Here is an 18,704-nt window from a genome sequence, read left to right as displayed (position 1 = left end):
TAGAAGTGATTCTCGCCGAAGCCTTCGCAAGAAACGGATCAACCGTTCGCCCTTGCGTCGCTTGCAGCCCCATGTTTGCAACGCGAATTAGTTTGTACGCAAATAGTCCGGCGCACCCTCTTCGTTGTCAAGACCGGTCTTGGTGCAACATGCCTAGCACATCGCCGAAGTTTTGATCATCTGATGTCGGCCGATGCGCACGCATCTGCGACCGAATTTCGCAGAGCTGCGCGGCAGCGATATTCCGCCGCCGCGCGTTCTGTTTTGACGACTACCGGTCGCGGAAACGATCCATCAGCGCCTTGTCCTGACCGCCATCGATTTCGATCATGGTGCCGTTCGCCATCTGCACGAGTGGTGACGCGAGCATGACGACGAGATTTGCAACTTCCTCGACTTCGGCGATGCGGCCGAGCGGGATCGAGGCCGGCGCAAGCTTGTCGGCTTCCTCGTAGGAGATCTTCATGTCGCGCGACATCGCGTTGACGAGGCCAGCCCAGCGCTCCGTGCGAACCGGGCCCGGATTGACAGCGCAGAACGAGATGTTGTGACGGCCGTACTGACCTGCGAGCGACAGGGTCATGTTCTGGCCGGCAGCGTTCGCCGCACCCGGCGCGATTTCCCAATAGGACGGCTTGACGCCGTCATTGCCGATCAGATTGACCACGCGGCCGCCACCCTGCTTGACCATGATCGGCAGCGCGTAGCGCAGGCAGCGCACATAGCCCATGAATTTGAGCTGCAGCGCCTGTTCCCAGTCGGCTTCGGTGAGCGTCTCGATCACGCCGCCCGGCGCCGAACCGGCATTGTTGATCATCAGATCGATGCTGCCGAGTTCCTTGGCGGCCTTCTCGACGAAAGCCTTGGCATCCGCATCCTTGGTGAGGTCGGCGGTGATGGCGACAACAGTCACCCCGTAGGCGTTGCGGATTTCTTCAGCAGTCTTTTCCAGTGGCTCCATACGGCGGGCGCAGATGGCGACATTGACGCCCTCCTTTGCCAGCGTCATGGCGATCGCCTTGCCGATACCTTCGCTGCCGCCGGTGACGAGAGCGCATTTGCCTTTGAGTTGGAGATCCATGTGCGTGTCCTTCTGAGGTTGGGCGGAAATGAAAACGAAAATTCTTAGGTCAATCAGCTTCCTGTAAAGCGCGGAGGTCGTTTCTCGGCAAAGGCCTTGCGGCCTTCAGCGTAGTCGGCGCTGGCATCCGCCGCGGCATAGAACTGCTCGGCTTCAGCCAGGAGTTCGGCGTTGTTGGTGCTCAGTGCACGGATCGCAGCCTTGGCCGCCTTGATCGTCAGCGGCGCATTGCCCGCGATCTTCCTTGCAAGCTCACCGGCCAGCGATTCAATGTCAGCCTTCGGTGCGATGACATGCATCGCGCCCAGCGCATGAGCGCGCATGGCAGGCAGACGATCGGCCGTAAACAGGACTTGCCGCGTCGCGCCGGCGCCGAACACGCGGATAAAGCGCGCGATACCGCGCGGATCGTAGCCCAGACCAAGCTTGGCGGCGGGTACTGCGAAGAAAGCATCATCCGCGGCAACGCGCATGTCGCAACTCGCAGCAACGGATGACCCGGCGCCCATGCAGCCGCCATAGATCAGGCCGATAGTCGGCTGCGGGATCGCCTCGATCGCCAGGCAGGTATTCTCGACCAGATCGTCATAGGCCCGGGCATTGCCCTCGCCTGATCGAGCCGTGGCAAAGTCGGAAATGTCTGCGCCCGCGGAAAACATCAGGTCGCCCTCGCCGCGGATGACCACGACACGGATGTCCTTGCGTGTCGCGACGTCGCTGGCAAAGGCGGCGATCTTGTTCCACATCGCCGTGGAGATCGCGTTACGTCGTGCCGGATTGGCCAGACGCAGCGTCGCGATGCCGTCCGCAATATCAATGACGATATCGCCGGGCGTGCTCATCGCTCAGGCCGCCGGCTTGTGCGACATCCAGCGACCGGACTCGGCCGCCGGGAAGAGCTCGGCCAGCGCCGCATTGAATGCCGCCGGCTCTTCGCTGGTGATGGTATGGCCGGCACGCGGCAGTACCAGAAGACCTGCTGTCGGCACCGTGCGCTTGAGGAAGATGCTGGGATCGAGGCACCAATCGTCCTCGTCGCCGACGATGATCAGCAGTGGCGGTGTGAATGTCTCGAGTTGCGGCTTCATCTCCCACAGCATCGGCCGCTTGGCCTGCAGCTCGCGCATGGTCAGCGCATGCCCGACCGGCGAATGATCCGCCAGCATGCGCGCGAACTCGGCGAAACCACGCGGGTCCTTGTTCTTGTGCGTCTGACGCGTTGCACCATCGGCATAGCGCGCTGCAGCGGTCGGAAAATCGACCGTCTCGAACATTTTTGCGGTTTCGCGCGAGGCTGCACGGCCCTGCTCCACAAAGGCAGGATCGGGACTGGAGCCGTAACCGCAGCTTGCAGCGGTTACCGACAAACAGCGATCCGGATAGTGAATGCCGACATGCAGCGCCGTCGATGCGCCCATGGAATGACCGACGATATGCGCCTTGTTGATCTTCAGTGCATCCATCAATGCGATGACGTCATCGCGTGCAATATCCTGGCCGTAACGCGCGGGATCGGTCGGTACATCCGATGGCGGATAACCGCGCTGGCTGTAGGTGACGCAACGATAGGAGCGCGAGAAGTAACGAAGCTGCGGCTCCCAGGTGCGGTAATCCCCCGCATACTCATGGACGAAAACCACAGGACTCCCGGCGCCGACTTCCTCATAATAGAGTTGCGTCCCGTCGGGCGTCGTCACGTGCGGCATCGTCGCCTCCTGCAGTCAGAGCAGATTTCATTTGTACACAAACGAAATGCTAGTAGCGTTATTTCATAACTGCAAGAGGATTTAGTGGATTCAATTTTGGCATATCATTTGCAAACAAACAAATATCGCTCCGCCGCATAAACCGATCGAAAAGCCACGCGCCACAACGTTTCTTGAGGAGATGTCATGACCGGACTTTCGCGACGCGCCTTCACAATGGGCACTGCTGCTACGCTGATGAGCAGCGCGCTCGCAACAAATTCGCAGGCGCAGGCGCCGACAAAAATCCGCGTGGGTAGCCTGACACTTCCCGTCTTCGCGCCGATCATCGTCAACATCATGAAGGCGCAGAAGTTCGATACCAAGAACGGTTTCGAGGCCGAGGTTCAGGTCTACCCGTCTTTCTCCTCTTATTATGCGGGCCTCGCCACCGGCGAAATCGACACGCTGATCGGCGGCCCGACCTACTTCCAGAAGCTGCGCCTCGAAGGTGTGCCGCTGCAAATCGTCGCAACAGGTGCCACGCTCGCCGATCTCGTCATCATCACCAAGGACCCGGCCATCAAGTCGCTGGCCGACCTCAAAGGCAAGCAACTCGCCGCCGACATGGGCAGCGGGCAATTCCAGATCCTGTCGATCTACGCGAAATCCAAAAAGATGGACCTCGCCAAGGACATGACATTGGTCAACGCGAACTTTGCTGTAGCGCGTGCGCAGCTTGCCGCCGGCCGCGTCGATGCCGCGATGATTATCGAGCCGATCGCCACCATGATGATGAAGGACGATCCGTTGCTGAAGATCATCTTCAACGCCAATGACGGATGGAAAGAGATTGCGGGCACCACCGGCTGGGAGCTGGTCTATGCCATGCGCGAGGATACCATCAAGAAAGCCCCGGATGCGCCGAAGAAGTTCGTCGCGGCGCTTGCGGACGTCACCAAATATCTGCGCAGCGATCCGGATGGTGCCGACAAGATCGCAGTCGAGACCGTGAAGCTGCCGCCCGGCATCTTGAAGGAAGCCGTGCTCGCCAAGCGCTGGGACTTCGACGCCAAGCCAGCCTGGGACGCAACCGAACGCAAGAGCATCTGGGATACGTTCGAGCGCGCCGTCGCCGCCGGCTTCCATCCAAAGCTGCCTGACGAAGCGATCATCTATGCCCCCTGACGAGCCGAGACCTGCCACGCCATTCGAGGAACCGATCTTCGAAAGGTCACCGCGAAGCCTGATGATCTCCAGCCTGCCGCGCGAGACGATCATATCGATCGTGCTCTTCGCGATGGTCTGGCAGGTCATGTCCTATCTGGCACCGTCGCTGGGCATTCCCGCTTTCGCGATCCCGGGCCTCGGCCGTATTGCGCAGAGCCTTGCCAAGATCGCGCCTCTCGACGTCGCGGTGACGCTCGGCCGCGTGCTGCTGTCGCTGGTCGTCTCCTTCGTCATCGGACTGCTGGTGGCAGTGCTGATGTATCTGTCTGACAGCGTCGAGAAATATCTGCGCCCGATGGTGCGTATCCTGATGGCCGTACCTGTCGTCTCATGGATCCTGTTCGCGGTATTGTGGTTCAAGGGCGTCGAATTCCGCATCGTCTTCGTGCTGGTCGTGGTCTGCGCGCCGGTCTTCACCGTCGATGCTCTTGATAACATGCGCGAGGTCTCGCGCGACTTGAAGCAGATGATCCGCTCCTTCCGGCCGACGCCGCTGCAGTTCTTTCACAAGCTGATGCTCCCGGCGATTACGCCGGGGATCATCACGAGCTGGAAGATCACGCTCAGCCTGGCCATACGCGTCGTGACCATCGCTGAACTCGTCGGCGCAGTGACCGGCATCGGGCATCAGCTCTCGGTCGCGCAGGAATTGTTCTCGGTGGCCGACGTGTTTGCCTGGACGCTGGTGCTGGTCGTGCTGCTGTTCTTCCTCGAAGCATTGCTCGTCAGGCTTGAAACGCACGTATTGCGGTGGCGGGCATGACGGCAGCTTCAGCACCCATCGAGATCGCGCAGTTGCGCAAGATATTTCGCCAGACCACCTCCGGCCAGTCGATCACGGCCATCGATCAGTTGTCGCTGCGGATCGATCCCGGCGAACTCATCGCCATAGTCGGCAAGACCGGTTGCGGAAAATCGACCCTGTTCGACCTCTTGATCGGGCTCGAACATCCCACCGCCGGCAGCATCACTATCGGCGGCAAGACGCCCTATGACGACTTCAACGCCTTCCGCGGCAAGATCGCGACGATCTTCCAGCAGGACCGGCTGTTTCCGTGGCGCTCCGCACTCGACAACGTCAAGCTTCCGCTCGAACTGATCGGCATCGCCGAAGATGTTCAGCAGGAGCGCGCTCTGACGTGGCTGAAACGGCTGGGATTGGAAAAATTCGCCAATGCCTATCCGCGCGAACTTTCCGGCGGCATGCGCCAGCGTGTTGCGATTGCGCGCGCCTTTGCCGTACAGCCGGAGATCCTGCTGGCGGATGAGTCCTTCAGCGCGTTGGATGAAGTCACCGCCAACGAGCTCCGCAAGACCTTCGTCGATCTGGCACAGGAGTTTAAATCGACGGCGATCCTGATTACGCATCAGCTCGAAGAGGCCATGGCGGTGGGCGACCGCATCGTCGTGTTCGGTAAGTCAGCGGCGCTTTTGGCGGACGTGCGAATGTCGGACTGGGATCGTGCGGACTATCCCCTGCTCCGCGAGGCGATCCAGAATACGCTGCAGGCAAACGTGCCAGATGCGAGACTGAGGCGCTAGACAACGATCCACCGACCTCTCCACGTCGTGCCCGGGCTTGTCCCGGGCATCCACGACTTGGCCGCTAGTCCAGACGGACGTGGGTGGCCGGGACAAGCCCGGCCATGACGGTGTGGACCTAAACTACATCACCCCATGATCGCCTTTGCGGCATTGCCCATGGCTTCCACCGAGGCATCGCCCGTATCTGTGAAGCACAGGATACGACACGGGCATGACTCAAGCCCATCATAGCGCCACGGGAATGCACCGATCAGGCAGCGCTGGTTCAGCATCAGTTCGATGTCGCCGCCGATATTCTCGGCATGCAACAAGCCTTCCTGGAACGCGTAATTGTGGAACGGAAACATGTCGGCAGTCACGTGGCGGCCCGAGAGCTTGTGATTATACTCAAACGTGCCGAAGAATTCCGCCGGCGTCTTGCCGTGCTTCTTGGTGAACTGCGCAGCGATGTCCGGCCGCATATTACGGATCGAGGTGTTCATCGAGTGGTCGCAGGAGCCCGTGTCCATGCCGAACCATTTGATCTTCTTCTCCAGCATCCAGTGCAGCGTGTCGAGATTCGGACCGGGGTGATAGCAGAAGTACTTCACCAGATCCTGCTGCGCCTGGCCTTCGTAATATTTATGCCAGCCGGTGTGCAGGATCAGAATGTCACCTTCGCGAATATCCGCGCCGGACTTCTCAAGCATCTCAGGCGTGATCACCGCCCAGTCGTGCATCTGGCTTGAGATGTCGACGACGACGCCGCGATTGAACAGGTAGTCCAGCGGCAGCGAGGCCATGTCGCCCTTGCGCCCGTCGGTGGCGTGCATCGCGCCGTCGAAATGCGTGCCGGCATGCAGCGCCGTCTCGATCCGCTGCGCCACGATCATCTGCGTCTGCAGGTTCTGCGCATAATACATCTTGTTGCCGGCATAGCCGACCCAGCCGGGCGTGTGGATGTTCATGACGTGGGAGAGATCGACGACTTTCATGGTGCTGTCCTTCATCGTTTCGGGGCGCCCACCGGCAGGTGGGAATCGTAAGCATGCAAACAATTCTGCGCAATGCCCGCAGATGCAGGATCAGGGCCAAAAACAGATGGACAAACGCTGGGCTGCCACGACAATTCTCGATTGTGAAAGCGCCGTTCAGCGCTTGCGTTGACATCGATAAACCCGGCGGATACGCCAATTTAATGAACTGCTGCAAAGACAGCGTCAGCGATGCGGCCACTGCCGTTTCGGTGCAGGTGCCACGATCAGGCACGTTACCAGGAGTGGCGTTGCCATGATGGATTTCGCCACCCGGGTCCACAATCACAACTACCGGCTTGATCCGATCATCCGGTCGCTGCTGGACACCGACTTCTACAAATTCCTGATGCACCAGTTCATCTGGATGCTTTATCCGAAGGTGCCTGTGACCTTCGGCCTGATCAATCGGACCAAGACCGTCCGCCTTGCCGAGATCATTCCGGAAGCGGTGCTGCGCGCGCAGCTCGATCATGCCCGCACGCTTTCATTCCGCGAGAACGAACTGATCTGGCTGGCCGGTAACCGCTTCTATGGCCGCCGCGACATTTTCCGTCCGGAATATATCGAATATTTGCGCAGCTTCAGGTTGCCTGACTACAAGCTTGAGACCATCGATGGTCAATATGTCCTCACCTTCGAAGGTGACTGGGCTGAAGTCACGATGTGGGAGATCTACGCCCTCGCCATCGTCAGCGAATTGCGATCGCGGATCGCCATGGCCACGCTGGACAAGTTCGAGCTGGATATTCTCTACGCCCAGACCAAGACCAAGATCTGGAACAAGATCAAGAAGCTGAAATCCTATCCGGACATGCGGCTCGCGGAATTCGGCACCCGTCGCCGCCACGGCTTCCTGTGGCAGGAATGGGTGACGGACGCGATGGCCAACGAGCTTGGCCGCAGCTTCGTCGGAACGTCGAACGCCCTGCTCGCCTTCAAGCATTCATTCGAAGCCATCGGCACCAATTCGCACGAACTGCCGATGGTGTTCGCCTGCCTCGCCGAAAACGACGACCAGCTGAAGACCGCGCAATATGACGTGCTGGCGAAATGGCAGGAGGTCTATGACGGCGAATTGCTGATCATTCTGCCCGATACGTTCGGCATGACGCAGTTCCTGCGCGACGCACCGCCCTGGGCCTCACAATGGACCGGCATGCGCATGGACAGCAAGGAGCCGGTCGCGGCGGGCGAAGAGATGATCGCCTGGTATGCGATGCGCGGCGAGGATCCGCGCAAGAAGCGCGCGATGTTCAGCGACGGTCTCGAAGTCGACCTGATGATCGATCTGCATCAGCGTTTCCGTGGGCGCATCCGCGAGAGCTTCGGCTGGGGTACCATGGCCACCAACGACTTCCGCGGCGCCCATCCGCGCGGGCTCGATTCACTCGACCCGATCAGCCTGGTCTGCAAGGTCACCTATGCCAACGGCCGCTCGGCCGTGAAGCTGTCGGACAATCCCGCCAAGACCACCGGCAGCAGCCCTGCAGAGATCGAACGCTATCTGCGCATCTTCGGCCGGGAGGGCGTCGCCGAACAGCCGGTGATCGTCTAGCCAGAACCGCAAACGCAAAAAAGCGCCGCCCGGTTTCCCGGACGGCGCTTTGCTTTGTGTATAGATCGAAGCTGCTTACAGCAGGCCCGCTCCGCGTGCCCACTTGTACTTGGCACCGAGCACCTCGACCGGGAGTTCGGTCGAATAGGCGTAAGCCGGAATGCCGTTCTGGTAGAGATATTCGGCGGCTTCCTCGACTTCCACGTCGCCCGCGAGCGAAGCCACCATCGGCTTCTCAATGCCCTTGGCCTTCATCTCGTTCTTGATCTCGACCATGTTGCGCGCGAACACCATCGGCGGCGTCACGATCGTGTGCCAGTAGCCGAGGATCAGCGAGTGGATGCGATCATCGGTGAGGCCCAGCTTCACGGTGTTGACGTAAGTGATCGGCGGTTCGCCACCGGTGATGTCGACCGGGTTGCCGGCGGCGCCGAACGGCGGGATGAACTTGCGGAAGGCAGCATCGAGATCCGGCGGCATCGCCATCAGCGACATGCCGTTATCGACCACCGCATCCGACAGCAGCACGCCCGAACCACCGGCACCGGTGATGATCAGCACGTTCTCACCCTTCGGCGTCGGCAGCACGGGAATGCCACGCGCGAATTCGAGCAGCTGGCGCAGCGAGCGGGCGCGAATGACGCCCGACTGCTTCAACACGTCCTCATAGATCTTGTCGTTGCCGGCAAGTGCGCCGGTATGCGACGAGGCCGCCTTGGCGCCGGCCGAGGTGCGGCCGGCCTTCAGTACGACAACCGGCTTGATCTTGGAGACGCGCTTGGCGGCTTCCGCGAAGGCACGGCCATCCTTCAGATCCTCGCAGTGCTGCGCGATGATCGTGGTGTTCGGGTCCTGCTCGAAGAATGCCAGCAGATCATCCTCATCGATATCCGACTTGTTGCCGAGGCCGACGATCGCCGACACGCCCATCTTGGCAGAGCGCGAGAAGCCGATGATCGCCATGCCGATGCCGCCGGACTGCGACGACAATGCCGCCGAACCCTTCACGTCATAGGCTGTACAGAAAGTCGCGCAGAGATTGGCCGGCGTATAATAGAAGCCATAGATATTCGGCCCCATCAGACGGACGTCATACTTCTTGCCGATTTCGACGATCTCTTCCTGCAATGCAGGCTCGTTGGCTTCGGCAAAGCCCGACGGAATCAGCACCGCGCCCGGAATTTTCTTCTCGCCGCATTCGATCAGCGCGCCGGCCACGAACTTGGCAGGAATCGCGAATACCGCGGTGTCGATCACGCCCGGAACATCCTTGACGCTCTTATAGGCCTTGCGACCCATGATCTCTTCGGCCTTCGGATGGATCGGGTAGATGTCGCCCTTGTAGCCGCCGTTGATGAGGTTCTTCATCACCGAATTGCCGATCTTGCCATCTTCGGCGGAGGCGCCGATCACAGCTACGGCCTTCGGCATCATGATGCGGTTCATCGCCGTGACGATTTCGGCGTTGGAGCGCGGCGCGGGGCGCGGCTTGTAGTCGAAGTCGACGACGATGCGCACGTCGGCGGCAATCGCGTCTTTCTTGGTGGCGAAGACCGGGTTGAGATCGAGTTCGACCATTTCCGGGAAATCGCTGACGAGCTGCGATACCTTGACGATGATGTCGGCCAGCGCCTCGCGGTTGGCGGGATCGCCGCCGCGCACACCGTGCAGCATCTCTGCGGCCTGAATGCCATCGAGCATCGACAGCGCGTCATCATTGGTCGCGGGCGCGAGACGGAAAGTGACGTCCTTCAGCACTTCGACGAGCACGCCGCCGAGGCCGAAGGCCACCAGCTTGCCGAACGAACCATCGGTGATCGAACCGATGATCACTTCGGTGCCGCCCATCAGCATCTGCTGAACCTGGATACCTTCTATCTTGGCATCGGCCTTGTACTTCTTGGCATTGGCCAGAATGGTGTCGTAAGCTTTCTGCGCGTCTTCGGCGGTCTTGACGCCGACAATGACACCGCCCGCTTCGGTCTTGTGGAGAATGTCCGGCGAGACGATCTTCATCACGACCGGGAAGCCCATGCCGCTTGCCATCTTGGCAGCGTCAGCAGCTGAGGTGGCCACGCCTTCTTTCGGCACGGGAATGCCGTATGCGTCACACACAAGCTTGCCCTCGGGGGCGGTCAGGCTGGTGCGCTTGTCGGCTTTGACCGCATCGAGAACTTTGCGGACGGCCTGTTTCGCCGCCGGTCCAGCAGAACTGGGTGTTGCTTCTTTGACAGCAAGATTCGATTGGGACATGGCTTCCTCCTTCACGTCTTTTCCAATAGACGGATTGATGGCATTTGGTATGCCAGAAACTTGATTGTCAAGGCGCGTTGCAGCGCAAAATTGCTGAAATAGCTGTCATCTTGACATGCTGGCATCTGGTATGCCAAAAATTCTTGACGTTATTTCTGTGGTAGGACATCTCGACTGGAGATGATTCATGCCCACGCGAAAACAAACCAAGGCGCCGTCCGTCATGTCTGAAGCCGATATCGCGATCGTTCGGATTGCACCGGAGACCAGCTTCAAGACCAAGGCCTATGAAGCCTTGAAAGAAGCCATTTTGAAGATGGACATCTACACCTCGCCAGATCCGGTGATGCTCGACGAGCGCGCTCTGTCGGAACGGCTCGGTGTCAGCCGCACGCCTATCCGCGAAGCCATTGCGATGCTGGAGCAGGATGGCTTCGTAAAGACTGTGCCACGCCGCGGCATCGTCGTTGTCAGAAAGACCAAGGTCGAGATCGTCGACATGATCCGCGCCTGGGCGGCACTGGAAAGCATGGCCGCGCGTCTGATCACGACCACCGCGCGCAAGAAAGATATCTCGGCGCTGCGCGACTTCTTCAAGGACTTCAACAAGGATCGCTTGCCGCAGGATCACGTCGAAGAATATTCGAAAGCCAACATTGCTTTCCACCAAGCGTTGATCTCGCTCAGCGAGTCGCCGGTGCTGGTCGATATGACCAACGATATCCTGCTGCATGTGCGCGGCTATCGCCAGCTCACCATTGGACGCACCGACCGCACCGCGACGTCCTTGCCCGAGCATCTGGCCATCATCGAAGCACTCGAGGAGCGCAACACCGAGCTCGCGGAAAAGCGCGCGCGCGATCACACGCTGGGTCTGGCTTCTTATGTTGAAGCCCACGGCCAGGAATTGTTTACGTAAGCGCCGTCTCGCGACGGTTCACCACTCCGCACCACGTCCAATTGAGCAACGACCAACAGTCACAAGAAAAGTCAGGGAGAGCGGGATGTCCGCAGTAGTCCAGAGCATCGATACCAACGCAGCCGCCGAGCAGGAATTGACCGATGGCTTCCATCTGATCATCGATGCCCTCAAGCTCAATGGCCTCAACACGATCTACGGCGTGCCGGGCATTCCGATCACCGACTTCGGCCGCATGGCGCAGGCCGAGGGCATCCGGGTGCTGTCGTTCCGTCACGAACAGGCCGCTGGCTATGCAGCATCGATCGCCGGCTATCTCACCAAGAAGCCCGGCGTCTGCTTGACCGTGTCGGCTCCCGGCTTCCTCAACGGCCTCACTGCGCTTGCCCACGCCACCACCAACTGCTTCCCGATGATCCTGATCTCGGGCTCGTCCGAGCGCGAGATCGTCGACCTGCAGCAGGGCGACTATGAGGAAATGGATCAGCTCGCGATCGCCAAGCCGCTATGTAAAGCCGCGTTCCGCGTGCTGCATGCGGCCGACATCGGTATTGGCCTCGCGCGAGCGATCCGCGCTGCAGTGTCAGGTCGCCCGGGCGGCGTCTATCTCGATTTGCCGGCCAAGCTGTTTGGTCAGGTGATGAATGCCGATGCGGGCAAGAAGTCGCTCGTGAAGGTGATCGACGCCGCGCCGGCGCAGATCCCTGCCCCGGCTTCGATCAAGCGCGCGCTCGACGTGCTGAAATCGGCGAAGAAGCCGCTGATCATTCTCGGCAAAGGCGCCGCCTATGCACAGGCTGATGATGCCGTGAAGGCGCTGGTCGAAACTTCAGGCATTCCGTTCCTGCCCATGAGCATGGCCAAGGGTCTTCTGCCTGACACCCATCCGCAGTGTGCGGGTGCTGCACGTTCGACAGTCCTGAAAGACAGCGACGTCGTCATGCTGATCGGCGCACGCCTGAACTGGCTGCTGTCGCACGGCAAGGGCAAGGCCTGGGGCAGCGCGCCCAAGAAGTTCATCCAGATCGACATCGAGCCGAAGGAAATGGATTCCAACGTCGAGATCGTCGCGCCCGTCGTTGGCGATATCGGCTCCTGCGTCACTGCTTTGCTCGATGGCATGGGCAAGAGCTGGCAGAAGGCATCGTCCGACTGGACATCAGCAGTCACCACGAAGCGCGACGAGAACGTCGCGAAGATGGCGCCGAAGCTGATGAACAACAATTCGCCGATGGATTACCACGGCGCGCTTGGTGTTCTGCGCACCATCATCGCCGAGCGTCCGGATGCGATGCTCGTCAACGAAGGCGCCAACACGCTCGATCTCGCTCGCGGCATCGTAGACATGTATCAGCCGCGCAAGCGCATCGATGTTGGCACCTGGGGCATCATGGGCATCGGCATGGGCTATTGCATCGCCGCGGCCGTCGAAACCGGCAAGCCTGTCCTCGCGATCGAAGGCGACAGCGCATTCGGCTTCTCCGGCATGGAGGTGGAAACGATCTGCCGCTACAATTTGCCGGTCTGCATTGTCGTCTTCAACAATGATGGCATCTATCGCGGCACCGACGTCAATCCGACCGGCGGCTCCGACGTGGCGCCGACGGTCTTCGTCAAGGGCTCGCGCTACGACAAGATGATGGAAGCCTTCGGCGGCATTGGCGTGAACGCGACCTCGCCCGACGAACTCAAGCGCGCCGTCAATGCGGCGATGGATTCCGGCAAGCCGACGCTCATCAATGCGGTGATCGATCCGGCGGCCGGCAGCGAGAGCGGCCGTATCGGCAACCTCAATCCGCAGAGCGTGCTCAGCAAGAAGAAATAACACATCAGGCGGGGTCGCGAGACCCCGTCTCCTTTTCTCATATGCCGAGGCGGCAAAACTAGTTTACGGGAGCAAAACAATGACACAGGCGCTCAAAGGCGTTCGCATTCTGGACTTCACCCACGTTCAATCTGGCCCGACCTGCACGCAGTTGCTGGCATGGTTCGGCGCCGATGTGATCAAGGTCGAACGGCCCGGCGTTGGCGACATCACCCGCGGCCAGCTGCAGGACGTGCCGAATGTGGACAGCCTGTATTTTACCATGCTGAACCACAACAAGCGTTCGATCACGCTCGACACCAAGAACCCGAAGGGTAAGGAAGTCCTCACCGCGCTGATGAAAGAGTGCGATGTACTCGTCGAGAACTTCGGACCCGGCGTGCTCGACCGCATGGGCTTCCCGTTCGAAAAGATACAGCAGATCAACCCGAAGATGATTGTTGCCTCGATCAAGGGGTTTGGTCCCGGTCCCTATGAGGACTGCAAGGTCTATGAGAACGTCGCGCAGTGCACCGGCGGTGCAGCTTCCACCACCGGCTTCCGCGACGGCCTGCCACTCGTCACCGGCGCGCAGATCGGCGACTCGGGCACCGGCCTGCATCTCGCACTCGGCATCGTCACCGCGCTGTATCAGCGCACGCAAACCGGCAAGGGCCAGAAGGTCACCGCCGCGATGCAGGACGGCGTGCTGAATCTCGCGCGCGTCAAGCTGCGCGACCAGCAGCGCCTCGCCCATGGCCCGCTCAAGGAATACAGCCAGTTCGGCGAAGGCATTCCGTTCGGCGATGCCGTGCCGCGTGCCGGCAACGACAGCGGCGGTGGCCAGCCCGGTCGCATCCTGAAGTGCAAGGGCTGGGAAACCGATCCGAACGCCTACATCTACTTCATCACTCAGGCGCCGGTGTGGGAGAAGATCTGCGACGTGATCGGCGAACCGACCTGGAAGACCGACCCGGCCTATGCCAAGCCGGCGGTGCGCCTGCCCAAGCTCAACGCGATCTTCGCGCGCATCGAACAGTGGACGATGACCAAGACCAAGTTCGAGGCGATGGAAATCCTCAACAAGGATGACATCCCCTGCGGCCCGATCCTGTCCATGAAGGAGCTGGCCGAAGACCAGTCACTGCGTGCGACCGGCACCGTGGTGGAGGTCGATCATCCCGAGCGCGGCAAGTATCTGTCGGTTGGCAATCCGATCAAGCTATCGGAAAGCCCTACCGAAGTGACCCGCTCGCCCCTGCTCGGCGAACATACCGACGAAATCCTCAGGCAAGTGCTGGGCTTCAGCGATCATCAGGTGGCCGAAATCCACGACTCTGGCGCACTCGATCCGCCGCGGAAGGTCGCAGCTGAGTAATTTCGTCAGCGATTTCATATAATTAGATGCGAAAGGCCGCCGATTGGCGGCCTTTTTTCATTTACGGTGGCCGATGCGGAACTTTAATAAGAAAATCAAATCGATCCATATCGCACTGCAAAATCCTCATGCTGCTATGCAAACAAGACAATTGTCCTTGGCATCTGGTATACGTAAATTGATCCCGGATGATGAGGCGCCAAGACGAGGCGGCCTCCAGCAAAGGATCAAATCATGTCGAAGACTGCTTCTCTCGACCTCACCACGTCCACCAGCTTCTTCGCTCGCTTCATGGCCTCGCTCGATCGCGCGCTGATGGCCAGTGCACGCATCTCGGCCCGCAACGGCGACCTGCCCCGCTTCGGCCTGTAAGGCTGCGACGTCACTACTTTTGCGCGGCTAGCCCGCGCAAAATTCTCTGCGTTCCTCCCGACGACTGGCCCCGGATTTCCGGGGCCTTTTTTTTGTTTGTGTAGTTGCATCGCAGCGACGTCTCGCGTTCCCTGCGACATTTCAGCCTCCCCGGCTTTTAACGGCTCTAATCGCTTGCCGCTTGGCATATCGCATACCAAAATGCGCGAACGGTAATGCTTCACGTCTGAATAGAAGGCATACCTGGGGAGGACAAAGGCTGCGCTGCCTTCGCGGGCACGCAATGCCGTATGCGCAATGACAGAGCGATCCAGACCCACTCATCCTTTTTGCAGGCGAGCCGCTTCGATGCTCGACAGTCTGACGTGCGCATATGGCGCATGCAAGGGCGCGTTTGCACACCCGCAGTCAGGACATTCGAAGGAAGACCCGACCACGCACTGACGATTTCAAAGTCGACGAACGATCGACGCTATCAAAACGAATGGGAGAGAAACAATGAAACGCCTAGGTTCATGTCTCACGCTCGCGGCCGCTGCATCCATTCTCTGCCTGGGAGCGTCTCTCCCGGCATCTGCTGCATGGGAGCCGACGCGCCCCGTCGAATTGATCGTTCCCGCGGGCACCGGCGGCGGCGCCGATCAGATGGCGCGCACCATTCAGGGCATCATCACCAAGCACAGTCTGATGAAACAGCCGCTTGTCGTCATCAACAAGTCGGGAGGCGCGGGCGGTGAAGGTTTCCTCGACGTGAAGTCGGCGAACAACAATCCGCACAAGATCATCATCACGTTGTCGAACCTGTTCACGACACCGCTCGCCACCGGCATTCCCTTCAACTGGAAGGATCTCACCCCGGTCGCGATGCTGGCGCTCGACGAGTTCGTGTTGTGGGTAAATGCCGACAAGCCCTACAAGACGGTGAAGGACTATATCGACGCCGTGAAGGCCGCACCGGCCGGCACGATCAAGATGGGCGGTACGGGCTCGAAGCAGGAAGACCAGATCATCACGGTCGCGGTCGAGAAGGCGATCGGCAGCAAGTTCACTTACATCCCTTACAAGGGCGGCGGTGAAGTCGCAGTGCAGCTCGTTGGCCAGCATGTCGATTCAACCGTGAACAATCCGATCGAGGCTGTCGCGCAATGGCGCGGCGGCAAGGTGCGGCCGCTCTGCGTCTTCGACAGCAAGCCGATGGCCTATGACGAGCAGGTCGCCGACGGCAAGGGCTGGAAGGACATTCCGACCTGCAAGTCACAGGGACTCGACATCGAATATGTGATGCTGCGCGGCATCTTCATGGGGCCGAAAGCGACGAAGGATCAGATCGATTATTACGTCGAACTGTTCAAGAAGGTCCGCGCGACGCCCGAGTGGCAGGACCTGATGAAGAGCGGCGCCTTCAACACGACCTTCATGACCGGCGGTGACTATGCCAGCTGGGTTGGCACCGAAGAGAAGCGCCACGAGACCCTGATGAAGGAAGCCGGCTTCCTCGCGCAAGGCAACTGACGCGGGCGCTATGAGGCCGGGCCTGATCGCACATCAGGTCCGGCGCTTGCAACACGCTGATCGACGCTGATCTCTCACACAGAGTTGTCCATGACCACGCAGCAATCTCACAACGCAGGCCCATCTCACAAATCGGTCGAAGCCGGCGTCACCACCGTCATCGGCCTGTTCGGCGCCATCGTCGTCTATGGCAGCGTCAAGGCCGGCATTAACTGGGGCGCAGAGGGACCGAAAGCCGGATTCTTCCCGTTCTATATCGGGCTGTTCATCATCATCTCCAGCCTCGTCAATATTTGGAACACGCTGCGCGAGGACGACGGCAACCTGTTCGCCGAATGGGGCCAGTTGCGCCAGGTCTTCAGCGTCGTCATTCCCACCGGCATCTATGTCGGCGTCCTGCCGTTCATAGGACTCTACGTGTCGTCGATGATCTTCATCGCATGGTTCATGCGCTGGCTCGGCAAATATGAGTGGCCGATCATCGCCGCTATCTCTCTTGGCATGCCTGTCGTCACCTACCTGATCTTCGAACGCTGGTTTCTCGTGCCGCTCCCCAAGGGGCCCCTCGAGGATCTGCTCGGTCTTTGATTTCCGCGATCTTTAATTCCGTTGCGTCTGCCGGTCTCTTTCTGAGGACTACTCGAAATGGAAGAAATTGCTAATCTATTCCAGGGCTTTGCGGTCGCGCTGCAGCCATTCAACATCGCGGTGATGGTGCTCGGCATCGTGCTTGGTGTCATCATCGGCGTGCTGCCCGGCCTTGGCGGCGCCAACGGCGTTGCGATCCTGCTGCCCCTCACCTTCAGCATGCCGCCGACATCGGCCATCATCATGCTGTCCTGCATCTATTGGGGCGCATTGTTCGGAGGTGCGATCACCTCGATCCTGTTCAACATTCCCGGCGAACCATGGTCGGTGGCCACGACATTCGACGGCTATCCGATGGCCCAGCAGGGCAAGGCTGCCGAAGCACTGACCGCCGCCTTCACCTCCTCTTTCGTTGGCGCACTGTTCGCCGTCGTCATGATCACCCTAGTCGCGCCGCTGGTCGCAGGCTTCGCCTTACGGTTCGGGCCCGCGGAGAAATTCGCGGTCTATTTCCTGGCGTTCTGCAGTTTCGTCGGGCTGAGTAAGGAGCCACCCTTCAAGACCATTGCGGCGATGATGATCGGTTTTGCCCTCGCCGCGGTCGGCCTCGATTCCATCACGGGACAACTGCGACTCACGTTTGGCTCGACCGAACTTCTCAACGGCTTCGACTTCCTGATCGCCGTTATCGGCCTGTTCGGCCTCGGCGAAATCTTCCTCACCATGGAGGAAGGACTGCGCTTCCAGGGCGGCAAGGCGAAGATCGATCTTCGCGTCGTGCTCCGTACCTGGATGAGCCTGCCGCAATACTGGATGACGTCACTGCGCTCCTGCGTGATTGGTTGCTGGATGGGTGTCACGCCGGCAGGTGCGACACCGGCGTCGTTCATGAGTTACGGGATCGCCAAGCGCGTCTCCAAGAACGGCAACAATTTCGGCAAAGGCGAGATCGAAGGTGTCATCGCTCCGGAAACGGCTGCACATGCTGCCGGTACCGCAGCCCTGCTTCCGATGCTCTCGCTCGGCGTCCCCGGTTCGCCAACTGCAGCTGTGCTTCTTGGTGGTCTGCTGATCTGGGGCCTGCAGCCTGGCCCGATGCTATTCGTCGAGCAGAAGGAGTTCGTCTGGGGCCTGATCGCCTCGATGTATCTCGGCAACCTCGTCGGCCTGATCATCGTGCTGACCTGTGTACCGATCTTCGCAGCAATCCTGCGGGTTCCATTCAGCATCATCGCACCTCTTATCCTGGTGCTCTGTGCGATCGGCGCCTACTCCGTCCACAACTCGACCTTCGACGTAGTGATGATGCTGGTATTCGGAATCATCGGTTACGCACTGAAGAAGTGTAACTATCCCCTCGCCCCGCTGGTGCTGGCCATCGTACTTGGCGACAAGGCCGAGGAAGCCTTCCGTCAGTCGCTGCTGGGGTCGCAGGGATCGCTCGGGATCTTCTTCTCGAACACGCTGGTGAGCAGCATCATGATCCTCGGCCTGATCGCGCTGTTCTGGTCGGTGATCCAGAACGGCTTCACCCGGCTGCGTACTCGCACTGCAGCAGCGTAAATAACGATACAAATAACTGTTCAAACCCAAAAGCCGGCGGTCTGGACCGCCGGCTTTGTGCTGTCTTGTAGTATCGCAGTACAGCATTCAGTCATGCGAAACTTGCAGCGGCAAATTGGCAAGATTTCGCTTGTTAGTTGGCATATCATATACCAAACTATCCTTCGCAGCTGTCGAGCTCTCAATAGAACAGCGCTTTAGGA

General features: G+C 59.8%; 16 protein-coding genes. 11 read left to right on the top strand and 5 right to left on the bottom strand.

The annotated features are described in order from the left end of the window. Positions 1-271: 271 nt before the first annotated feature. Genes SFY93_RS16005 through SFY93_RS15995 form a run of 3 tightly spaced genes read right to left on the bottom strand, consistent with a single transcriptional unit; the run spans position 272 to position 2,787 of the window. Positions 272-1,081: an SDR family NAD(P)-dependent oxidoreductase gene (locus SFY93_RS16005; RefSeq protein ID WP_089267123.1), complete on the bottom strand. Its 810-nt coding sequence runs from the start codon at positions 1,079-1,081 to the stop codon at positions 272-274. A gap of 53 nt (positions 1,082-1,134) precedes the next feature. Next, positions 1,135-1,923, bottom strand: a complete 789-nt coding sequence (locus SFY93_RS16000; RefSeq protein WP_320443814.1) for an enoyl-CoA hydratase-related protein — start codon at positions 1,921-1,923, stop codon at positions 1,135-1,137. 3 nt (positions 1,924-1,926) lie between these two features. Next, entirely contained in the window at positions 1,927-2,787 is an 861-nt protein-coding gene (locus SFY93_RS15995) for an alpha/beta fold hydrolase (protein WP_320443813.1), read from the bottom strand. A 186-nt stretch (positions 2,788-2,973) separates the two neighbouring features. Here SFY93_RS15995 and SFY93_RS15990 point away from each other — a divergent pair, with 186 nt between their 5' ends. The 3 genes from SFY93_RS15990 to SFY93_RS15980 all read left to right on the top strand — a co-directional run bounded on the left by SFY93_RS15990 (position 2,974) and on the right by SFY93_RS15980 (position 5,538). After that, complete coding sequence (locus SFY93_RS15990; protein ID WP_320443812.1) at positions 2,974-3,954, top strand: ABC transporter substrate-binding protein; 981 nt, start codon at positions 2,974-2,976, stop codon at positions 3,952-3,954. A 61-nt stretch (positions 3,955-4,015) separates the two neighbouring features. After that, positions 4,016-4,759, top strand: a complete 744-nt coding sequence (locus SFY93_RS15985) for an ABC transporter permease (RefSeq protein ID WP_320443811.1) — start codon at positions 4,016-4,018, stop codon at positions 4,757-4,759. Then, positions 4,756-5,538 (top strand): ABC transporter ATP-binding protein, encoded by a 783-nt coding sequence (locus SFY93_RS15980; protein ID WP_320443810.1) that lies wholly within the window; start codon positions 4,756-4,758, stop codon positions 5,536-5,538. The genes SFY93_RS15985 and SFY93_RS15980 overlap by 4 nt, the downstream gene beginning before the upstream one ends. 128 nt (positions 5,539-5,666) lie before the next feature. Here SFY93_RS15980 and SFY93_RS15975 read toward each other — a convergent pair whose 3' ends face one another. After that, positions 5,667-6,515 (bottom strand): cyclase family protein, encoded by an 849-nt coding sequence (locus SFY93_RS15975; RefSeq protein WP_170849696.1) that lies wholly within the window; start codon positions 6,513-6,515, stop codon positions 5,667-5,669. 295 nt (positions 6,516-6,810) lie between these two features. On the opposite strand from SFY93_RS15975, the gene pncB reads away from it, so the two are divergent. Beyond that, on the top strand, positions 6,811-8,112 hold the full coding sequence (gene pncB / locus SFY93_RS15970; RefSeq protein ID WP_089267118.1) for a nicotinate phosphoribosyltransferase: 1,302 nt from the start codon (positions 6,811-6,813) through the stop codon (positions 8,110-8,112). A 75-nt stretch (positions 8,113-8,187) separates the two neighbouring features. On the opposite strand, the gene SFY93_RS15965 is transcribed toward pncB, so the two are convergent. Further along, positions 8,188-10,365: an acetate--CoA ligase family protein gene (locus tag SFY93_RS15965; protein ID WP_320443809.1), complete on the bottom strand. Its 2,178-nt coding sequence runs from the start codon at positions 10,363-10,365 to the stop codon at positions 8,188-8,190. A gap of 187 nt (positions 10,366-10,552) precedes the next feature. Here SFY93_RS15965 and SFY93_RS15960 point away from each other — a divergent pair, with 187 nt between their 5' ends. From SFY93_RS15960 to SFY93_RS15930, 7 genes are all read left to right on the top strand, one after another. Next, complete coding sequence (locus SFY93_RS15960) at positions 10,553-11,284, top strand: GntR family transcriptional regulator (RefSeq protein ID WP_068730533.1); 732 nt, start codon at positions 10,553-10,555, stop codon at positions 11,282-11,284. A gap of 85 nt (positions 11,285-11,369) precedes the next feature. Further along, complete coding sequence (oxc, locus tag SFY93_RS15955; protein ID WP_320443808.1) at positions 11,370-13,109, top strand: oxalyl-CoA decarboxylase; 1,740 nt, start codon at positions 11,370-11,372, stop codon at positions 13,107-13,109. A 79-nt stretch (positions 13,110-13,188) separates the two neighbouring features. After that, entirely contained in the window at positions 13,189-14,466 is a 1,278-nt protein-coding gene (gene frc, locus SFY93_RS15950) for a formyl-CoA transferase (RefSeq protein WP_320443807.1), read from the top strand. Between the two features lie 234 nt (positions 14,467-14,700). Further along, the gene (locus SFY93_RS15945; RefSeq protein WP_170849697.1) at positions 14,701-14,838 is read left to right on the top strand and encodes a hypothetical protein; all 138 of its coding nucleotides are present in this window, start codon (positions 14,701-14,703) and stop codon (positions 14,836-14,838) included. 498 nt (positions 14,839-15,336) lie between these two features. After that, positions 15,337-16,350 carry a Bug family tripartite tricarboxylate transporter substrate binding protein gene (locus tag SFY93_RS15940; RefSeq protein ID WP_120290949.1) on the top strand — a complete coding sequence of 338 codons (1,014 nt, stop codon included), beginning with the start codon at positions 15,337-15,339 and terminating at the stop codon, positions 16,348-16,350. Between the two features lie 90 nt (positions 16,351-16,440). Then, positions 16,441-16,938: a tripartite tricarboxylate transporter TctB family protein gene (locus SFY93_RS15935; RefSeq protein ID WP_309944585.1), complete on the top strand. Its 498-nt coding sequence runs from the start codon at positions 16,441-16,443 to the stop codon at positions 16,936-16,938. A 57-nt stretch (positions 16,939-16,995) separates the two neighbouring features. After that, positions 16,996-18,501 carry a tripartite tricarboxylate transporter permease gene (locus SFY93_RS15930; protein ID WP_089267113.1) on the top strand — a complete coding sequence of 502 codons (1,506 nt, stop codon included), beginning with the start codon at positions 16,996-16,998 and terminating at the stop codon, positions 18,499-18,501. Positions 18,502-18,704: the final 203 nt, after the last annotated feature.

The sequence above is a fragment of the Tardiphaga sp. 42S5 genome, assembly GCF_034044155.1.
In the GTDB taxonomy this organism is placed as follows: Bacteria; Pseudomonadota; Alphaproteobacteria; order Rhizobiales; family Xanthobacteraceae; genus Tardiphaga; species Tardiphaga robiniae.
This window is presented reverse-complemented; position numbering and strand designations above follow the sequence as displayed.

Excerpts from the sequence above, each read along its gene's own strand:
- SFY93_RS15995 (WP_320443813.1), bottom strand. The coding sequence starts at position 2,787 with ATGCCGCACGTGACGACGCCCGACGGGACGCAACTCTATTATGAGGAA.
- SFY93_RS16000 (WP_320443814.1), bottom strand. The coding sequence starts at position 1,923 with ATGAGCACGCCCGGCGATATCGTCATTGATATTGCGGACGGCATCGCG.
- frc (WP_320443807.1), top strand. The coding sequence starts at position 13,189 with ATGACACAGGCGCTCAAAGGCGTTCGCATTCTGGACTTCACCCACGTT.
- SFY93_RS15935 (WP_309944585.1), top strand. The coding sequence starts at position 16,441 with ATGACCACGCAGCAATCTCACAACGCAGGCCCATCTCACAAATCGGTC.
- oxc (WP_320443808.1), top strand. The coding sequence starts at position 11,370 with ATGTCCGCAGTAGTCCAGAGCATCGATACCAACGCAGCCGCCGAGCAG.
- SFY93_RS15960 (WP_068730533.1), top strand. The coding sequence starts at position 10,553 with ATGCCCACGCGAAAACAAACCAAGGCGCCGTCCGTCATGTCTGAAGCC.
- SFY93_RS15975 (WP_170849696.1), bottom strand. The coding sequence starts at position 6,515 with ATGAAAGTCGTCGATCTCTCCCACGTCATGAACATCCACACGCCCGGC.
- SFY93_RS15965 (WP_320443809.1), bottom strand. The coding sequence starts at position 10,365 with ATGTCCCAATCGAATCTTGCTGTCAAAGAAGCAACACCCAGTTCTGCT.
- SFY93_RS15980 (WP_320443810.1), top strand. The coding sequence starts at position 4,756 with ATGACGGCAGCTTCAGCACCCATCGAGATCGCGCAGTTGCGCAAGATA.
- pncB (WP_089267118.1), top strand. The coding sequence starts at position 6,811 with ATGATGGATTTCGCCACCCGGGTCCACAATCACAACTACCGGCTTGAT.
- SFY93_RS15945 (WP_170849697.1), top strand. The coding sequence starts at position 14,701 with ATGTCGAAGACTGCTTCTCTCGACCTCACCACGTCCACCAGCTTCTTC.
- SFY93_RS15940 (WP_120290949.1), top strand. The coding sequence starts at position 15,337 with ATGAAACGCCTAGGTTCATGTCTCACGCTCGCGGCCGCTGCATCCATT.
- SFY93_RS15985 (WP_320443811.1), top strand. The coding sequence starts at position 4,016 with ATGATCTCCAGCCTGCCGCGCGAGACGATCATATCGATCGTGCTCTTC.
- SFY93_RS16005 (WP_089267123.1), bottom strand. The coding sequence starts at position 1,081 with ATGGATCTCCAACTCAAAGGCAAATGCGCTCTCGTCACCGGCGGCAGC.
- SFY93_RS15990 (WP_320443812.1), top strand. The coding sequence starts at position 2,974 with ATGACCGGACTTTCGCGACGCGCCTTCACAATGGGCACTGCTGCTACG.
- SFY93_RS15930 (WP_089267113.1), top strand. The coding sequence starts at position 16,996 with ATGGAAGAAATTGCTAATCTATTCCAGGGCTTTGCGGTCGCGCTGCAG.